At 63.1% G+C, this 260-nt stretch carries 1 protein-coding gene; it reads left to right on the forward strand.

The features are described from left to right. A partial coding sequence (locus tag LI92_RS21615) for an integrase core domain-containing protein (protein ID WP_046322743.1) occupies positions 1-260 on the forward strand: 260 nt, incomplete at both ends.

A 260-nucleotide genomic window follows, 5' to 3' on the forward strand; every position in this document is an offset into this window, starting at 1 on the left:
GCCAACGCCTGGTTCAACGAATCCGGCGGCTTCACAGTGCGAACGGTCTTGACCGACAACGGGTCCTGCTACCGATCACACGCCTTCAATGACGCCCTTGGCGACATCGAGCACCGCCGGACCCGACCCTATCGCCCGCAAACCAACGGCAAAGTGGAGAGATTTCACCGGACCCTGGCCGACGAATGGGCCTACGCCCGGCTCTACACCAGCGACGCTGAACGCTGCGCCGAGTTCCCCCGATGGCTCCACACCTACAA

It is taken from the genome of Mycobacterium sp. UM_Kg1 (genome assembly GCF_000972925.1).
Lineage (GTDB): Bacteria > Actinomycetota > Actinomycetes > Mycobacteriales > Mycobacteriaceae > Mycobacterium > Mycobacterium hiberniae.